Here is a 6,461-nt window from a genome sequence, read left to right on the forward strand (position 1 = left end):
TGGTGGCGCATCCCTGATTCGAACAGGGGACCTGCGGATTATGATTCCGTCGCTCTAACCGGCTGAGCTAATGCGCCATCTGGGTCTTGCTTCTTTCTTCGTCAATCAGTGCTTGTTTTGTGGCCCTGAGCAACGAAGAACGAAATTCTAGCACGAAACTTTTTTGCCATGCAAGCGGGGGGTGGGCAAAAATTTGAAGGGGCGTTTCACGCGTCCCGGGCAAGCCGGATGCCCGAGAATTGCCACCGGGCTTCGGGCGGGAAAAAATTGCGGTAACTGGCGCGGATGTGATCGCGCGGCGTGGCGCAGGAGCCACCGCGCAACACGTACTGGTTGCACATGAATTTGCCGTTGTATTCGCCGACCGCGCCTGCGTCGGGCTTGTAGCCGGGGTAGCCGTCATAGGCGCTGGCCGTCCATTCCCAGGCGTCGCCGAACAACTGCACGGGGCCGCCCGAGCCGTTGCGTGCCGGCGCGGGGCGTGGGTCCAGGTGGCCGTTTTCCAGCATGTTCGCGCGGCCGGGAAACACGGGGTCGGCCAGTTGCCGGGCGGCGTGCTCCCATTCAGCCTCTCGCGGCAGGCGCACGCGGGCCCAGCGCGCATACGCGTCGGCCTCGTAGTAGCTGACATGGGTGACCGGCGCCTGCAATTCCAGGTCCTGCATGCCGCGCAGCGTGAACATGCGCCACTCGTCGCGCTGACCCTCCCAGTACAGCGGGGCGCGCCAGCCTTCCGCGCAAACGCGATCCCACCCGGCCGACAGCCAGAGTTCAGGCCGCTTGTAGCCGCCGTCGCGGATGAAGGCCAGGAATTCGTGCTGCGTGACGAGGCGGTCTGCCAGATGGAACGGCGCCAGCAGCACCTCGTGGGCGGGGCCTTCATTGTCGAAGCCGAAGCCGTGGCCGTCGTGGCCGATGCGGCTGATGCCGCCGCCATAGCGCGTCCAGCCCGCCGGCGTGCCTGGCGGAAGGGCGGGCGAGCCGGCGGCCACATATGCCGGTTTCAGCGGATTGGCCGACAGCATGTGCTTCACGTCGGTCAGGATCAGTTCCTGATGCTGCTGCTCGTGGTTCAGGCCCAATTCCAGCAGCGCGTCGAAATCCGGGTCGTTGCCGCCCAGCCGCGAGATCAAATCGTGCATGGCGCGGTCCACGTGCTGGCGGTACTGCAGCACGTCGGCCAGCGAGGGCCGAGAGAGCAGGCCGCGTTGCGGGCGCGGATGCTTGGCGCCGATCGCGTTGTAGTAGGAGTTGAACAGCATCCGGTACTGCGGATGGAACATCGTGTAGGGCGGATGGAATTGCGTCAGCAGGAAGGTCTCGAAGAACCAGGTGGTGTGCGCTAGATGCCATTTGACTGGGCTGCAATCGGGCATCGATTGCACCTGGCAGTCTTCCGGGCTGAGCGGCGCGGCAAGCGCCGTGCTGGTGGTTCGCACCGCATCGAAGCGGTCGTGCTGGCCGGCCTGTCCGCTGGCATACGGTCCGGTGGCGGGGTGAGTCAGCAGGCAGGCAGGTTCCATGGCGATCCTCCAGTGGCGTTGATGGGGGCCCGCGTCAGGCGCGGGCGCTGAAAACCGAAAACCAGCCGCGAGAATCCGACCAATGGGCAACGTCGCGATACCCGGCGCTTTGCAGCAGGTCGGAAAAGGCCTGCGGGGTGAACTTGTAGGAATTCTCGGTGTGGATGCGTTCGCCGGCGCTGAAGTCGCGTTCGCCGCCGGGCCAGGCCACGTGCAGCGCGCGTTGCGCTTCCAGATGCATTTCGATGCGGGAGCGCGCGGCGTTGAACAGCGCGACATGGCGCCAGTCGCCCACGTTGAAGTCGGTGTCCAGCACCTGGTTCACGTGGCGCAGCAGGTTCAGGTTGAAAGCCGCAGTCAGGTGCAGCGCGTCGTCGTAAGCGGGCTCCAGGACCTGCCTGGGCTTGACGCGATCCACGCCTACCAGCAGGCCGCCGCCATCGCATTGCGCGCGTATCCGCTGCAGCATGGCGTGCGCGTCGTCAGGGCTGAGGTTGCCGATGCTGGAGCCCGGGTAGAAGAACAGCCGCTGTTCCGGGGGAATTCCGGACGGCAAGGCCAGCGCTTGCGAGAAGTCCTGCCCGATGGCGGTCACGCGCAGGTCGGGATAGGAGAGCCGCAGGCGCCGCACGGCGGCCTCGAGGTAGTCGGCGGAGATATCGATGGGCACGTAATGGCGCGGACGCAGGCTGGCGAACAGCCGCTCGGCCTTGACGCAATCGCCCGCTCCCAGGTCGATCATGGATTGCACCGGGCCGATATGGCGCGCGATGTCCTGGCCGTGCCGCTGGAAGATCTCGGCTTCGCAGCGGGTGGGGTAGTACTCGGGCAACTGGGTGATGGCGGTGAAAAGCGATGAGCCCAGCGCGTCGTACAGGAATTTGGGATCGATATGAGCGGGGTGATCCAGCAAGCCGTCACGCAGTTCGACTTGTTCGGCGCTCAAGGCCACGGAGGGGCGCGCCTGATATTCCTGCGCGGTGTGGGCCAGCACTGCTGAAGGGGAAACCATGCGTTCACTTCCTTTTTTGAGGCGGTTGAATCGCATTGCAAAGGGCTATTGTCGCGGCTAGTGGGGTCGCGCTGTCAAGCGCTAAGCCGCTGAATGCAATGGACTTTTACGAAATCGGCCGGCCGCGGCGCAAAGCAGGCCCGGCTAGCCCCGGCAATCGCCCAGCAAGTTTCGCTCCGCTGAAATATCGGTTTACCGCTGGTTGCCAAAGCTCGGGCGGTGCCGGCGAATGATCGGCACAATGGGGACATGGTCAACCGGATGGCGTCGCGGACGCGCAATCGCGTCAGGGCGGCGGCACAAGGGCAGGCCCAATACCTTCACAAGGAGCGACTATGAATCGAAAGCACCAACGCGCCGAGATGGCTTTGCATCGCGACCGGGTCAACGACAGCTTCCATGAGCTGCTGGCTGGCACGGAAGACCTCTTGCGTTCGACGGCTTCCTATACCGGCTCCGAAATCGAATCGGCCCGCGCTCGCCTGAAGCAGCAGTTGGCCGAGGCCCGCGACCACGCGGGCGACTGGGAAGGCGCGGCGCGCGAACGCGCCCGCCGTGCCACGGCGTACGCCGACGAGTACGTGCACGAACATGCGTGGAAGTCCGTCGGCGTGGCAGCCCTGGTCGGCGCGCTGCTGGGCTGCCTGGTGGCAAGCGGCAGGCGCTAAGCCGGTCTCGCCATGAGGCCGCCAGTGCTGCCTCCGCCGCCGGCCGCGCGCCGGCGCGGATTGCGCTCGGGCGCGGCTTCATGGCTGCCCGGCGCGCGCCGCTGGGCACATGCGCTGTTCGTGGCCTGCGCCGTCTCCATGCTGGCCGCTTGCGCCAGTGTGCCGGACGCGCAGGAACGGGATGCGCGCAAGGCGCAAGCGGGCCTGTCTGCCGAGGCGGCCCGCGACAGCTATCGCCGCGGTCAAGGCATCGCGGCCGATCCGAAGACTCCCAAAGACGATTTCCTGGCGCGCCATCTGGCCGTCGAGCAGGCCGTCAGTGGTTCGCCGCTGTCGGCGGGCAACCGTGTCCGGTTGTTGGCCGACGGCCCCAGCACCTACCAGGCCATGCTGCAATCGATCGGGCAGGCTCGCCGGTACGTGCACATGGAAACCTATATTTTCGACGATGACGCCGAGGGCGCGAGGTTCGCCGAGGCCCTGATCGCGGCGCGCAACCGCGGGGCCAGCGTGGCCTTGATGGTGGACGCGGTGGGCACGATCAAGACGCCGGATGCGCTGTTCCAGCGCTTGCGGGACGCGGGCGTGCAGGTGGCGGTGTTCAATCCCGTCAATCCGGCCAGTGCGCGGGCAGGCTGGTCGCCCAATCAGCGCAACCACCGCAAAGTGCTGGTGGTGGACGGCAAGGTTGGCTACCTGGGCGGCATCAACGTCAGCAGCGTGTACGAATCTTCGCCGGGGGGCGGCTCGGGGTCGGGCGCGGGGTCCACTCCGGTGCGCGGCGGGGGCAAAGGCGAAAGCAAGGGCGGGGGCGATGCGAAGACGGCGCCGTGGCGCGATACCCACCTGCGCATCGAAGGGCCGGCGGTCGCGCAGCTTGAACAGGTCATCCAGGCCGGCTGGGCGTCGCAGTCCGACGAGCCGCTTGCCGCGGGAGGCGCACCGATCGCGCCGGCAGCGGGCGACACTCGCGTGCGCATCCTGGCCAATCAGCCCGATCGCAGCGACGGCTATACGGTCTACCTGACGCTGATGTCCGCGTTCGAGAGCGCGCAGAAATCCATCCACATCACGATGGCGTACTTCGTGCCCGATCCGGCGTTCATCGACGTGCTGTCTGACGCCGCGCGCCGCGGCGTGGACGTGGTGCTGGTGCTGCCTGGGTTCAGCGATTCGTCGCTGGTGTTCAACGCGGGGCGTTCGCACTACACGGACTTGCTGCGCGCCGGCGTGAAGCTCTACGAGCGGCGCGACGCCTTGCTGCACGCCAAGACGGCGGTCGTGGACGGCGTGTGGTCCACCGTGGGTTCCAGCAATATGGACTGGCGCAGCTTCGCGCTGAATTACGAAATCAATGCGGTGGTGCTGGGCCCCGAATTCGCCGGCGAAATGGAGGCCTTGTTCCAGCGCGACGTGGCCGACTCGGTGCAGATCACGCCCGAAGACTGGCGCGACCGCGGCGCCGACGACCGGTTCATGGAATTCTTTTCGCGGATGTTCGAGCGCTGGCTATAGCGTCCGGACATCCGCCTTTGCGTAGGGTTAGACGTGCTGTTCGGCCAGCGCCGTGGTGATGTCGCGCGTCGGTTGGAACGACTGCGCTTGCGCCATCGCCCAGCCCACCCGGAACACCTGATGGCGGAATTCGCCGCGCAGCAGTTCGCCTGGGGCCAATTCCGGGAACAGCGCTGACAGCAGCCGGATTTCACTGGAGGAGATGCGGCGCGCGATGTGGTGCGGACGCAGTTGGTTGGGGTGCGTCAGGCCTGCGGCGGCCAGCAGTTCCGCCAGGGCGTGCAGCGTGTTGCTGTGGAAGTAAGCCACGCGCTGCGCCTTGTCCGGCACGACGAGCGCGCGTTGGCGCATGGGGTCTTGCGTGGTGACGCCCGTGGGGCATTTGCCGGTATGGCAAGCCTGCGCCTGGATGCAGCCGATGGCGAACATGAAGCCGCGCGCGGCGTTGCACCAGTCGGCGCCCATGGCCATGACGCGCGCCATGTCGAACGCGGTGATGATCTTGCCTGACGCGCCCAGCTTGATGCGGTCGCGCAGGTTCACGCCGATCAGCGTGTTGTGCACCAGACGCAGCGCTTCGCGCAGCGGCGTGCCGACGTGGTCGACGAACTCCACGGGTGCCGCGCCAGTGCCGCCTTCGGCGCCATCCACCACGATGAAGTCCGGCGTGATGCCGGTCTCCAGCATGGCCTTGACGATAGCGAACCATTCCCACGGGTGGCCCACGCAGAACTTGAACCCCACCGGCTTGCCGCCGGACAGTTCACGCAAGCGTGCCACGAACTTCATCAGCCCGATGGGCGTGTCGAAGGCCGAATGGCTGGCTGGAGAATTGCAGTCCTGCCACGCGGCGACGCCACGGGCCTCCGCGATTTCGGGCGTGACCTTGCCCGCGGGCAGGATGCCGCCGTGCCCCGGCTTGGCGCCTTGGGACAGCTTGATCTCGATCATCTTCACCTGCGGCGTACAGGCGTTCTTGACGAAGGCTTCCTCCGAGAATGCGCCGTGCTCGTCGCGGCAACCGAAGTAGCCCGAACCGATGTTCCATACCAGGCTGCCGCCCGGTTGGCGGTGATAGCGGCTGATGCCGCCTTCGCCGGTGTCATGCGCAAAATTGCCCTGGCGCGCCCCTTCGTTCAGCGCCAGGATGGCGTTGGCCGACAGCGCGCCGAAGCTCATGGCCGACACGTTGAACGCCGACATGGAATAGGGCTGCTTGCAGTCGGGCCCACCCACCGTGACGCGGAAGTCCGTGTCGTTGATGTGCGAAGGCGACATGGAATGGTTGATCCATTCGTAACGGTCCCCGTAGACGTCTTCCTGCGTGCCGAACGGCCGCTTGTCGATTTCGCGCTTGGCACGCTGGTACACGATCGAGCGCTGCGCGCGCGAGAACGGCGCGGCCTGCGTGTCGTCTTCCAGGAAGTACTGGCGGATCTCGGGGCGGATGAATTCGAACAGGAAACGCAGATTGCCCAGGACAGGATAGTTGCGCCGGATGGCGTGGCGGGTCTGGATCAGGTCATAGACGCCAAGCGCCCCCAGCATCGCCAACGGAACGGCCGCCCACAGCCACCAGGGCGAACTCGTGAACGCCAGCACGGCGGTGACGGCGGCGCCCGCCAGGGTCAAGATAAAGGCCGTGTAGCGGCCGACGATCCAGCTCATAGTCCTCTCCGTGTTGCGGAATGCAGCAACCATACACCAGCTGAACCGCCGAAAAAAAAGAAAGCCCCCTGAAAT

General features: G+C 66.0%; 5 protein-coding genes and 1 tRNA gene. 2 read left to right on the forward strand and 4 right to left on the reverse strand.

What is annotated here, in order from left to right:
• The 3 genes from ACO6D5_RS29170 to egtD all read right to left on the reverse strand — a co-directional run bounded on the left by ACO6D5_RS29170 (position 1) and on the right by egtD (position 2,535).
• Positions 1-77 (reverse strand) — tRNA-Met (locus ACO6D5_RS29170).
• 129 nt (positions 78-206) lie between these two features.
• Entirely contained in the window at positions 207-1,523 is a 1,317-nt protein-coding gene (egtB, locus tag ACO6D5_RS29175; protein WP_485827323.1) for an ergothioneine biosynthesis protein EgtB, read from the reverse strand.
• A gap of 34 nt (positions 1,524-1,557) precedes the next feature.
• Positions 1,558-2,535 carry an L-histidine N(alpha)-methyltransferase gene (gene egtD / locus ACO6D5_RS29180; protein ID WP_485827324.1) on the reverse strand — a complete coding sequence of 326 codons (978 nt, stop codon included), beginning with the start codon at positions 2,533-2,535 and terminating at the stop codon, positions 1,558-1,560.
• A 335-nt stretch (positions 2,536-2,870) separates the two neighbouring features.
• Between egtD and ACO6D5_RS29185 the strand changes: the two genes are divergently transcribed.
• On the forward strand, positions 2,871-3,203 hold the full coding sequence (locus ACO6D5_RS29185) for an ElaB/YgaM/YqjD family protein (RefSeq protein ID WP_315844604.1): 333 nt from the start codon (positions 2,871-2,873) through the stop codon (positions 3,201-3,203).
• A 138-nt stretch (positions 3,204-3,341) separates the two neighbouring features.
• Positions 3,342-4,718, forward strand: coding sequence for a phospholipase D-like domain-containing protein (locus ACO6D5_RS29190; protein WP_485827326.1), 1,377 nt, complete (start codon positions 3,342-3,344; stop codon positions 4,716-4,718).
• 27 nt (positions 4,719-4,745) lie between these two features.
• Here ACO6D5_RS29190 and ACO6D5_RS29195 read toward each other — a convergent pair whose 3' ends face one another.
• The gene (locus ACO6D5_RS29195) at positions 4,746-6,386 is read right to left on the reverse strand and encodes an FMN-binding glutamate synthase family protein (RefSeq protein WP_485827325.1); all 1,641 of its coding nucleotides are present in this window, start codon (positions 6,384-6,386) and stop codon (positions 4,746-4,748) included.
• Positions 6,387-6,461: the final 75 nt, after the last annotated feature.

This window comes from Achromobacter sp. (assembly GCF_057314935.1).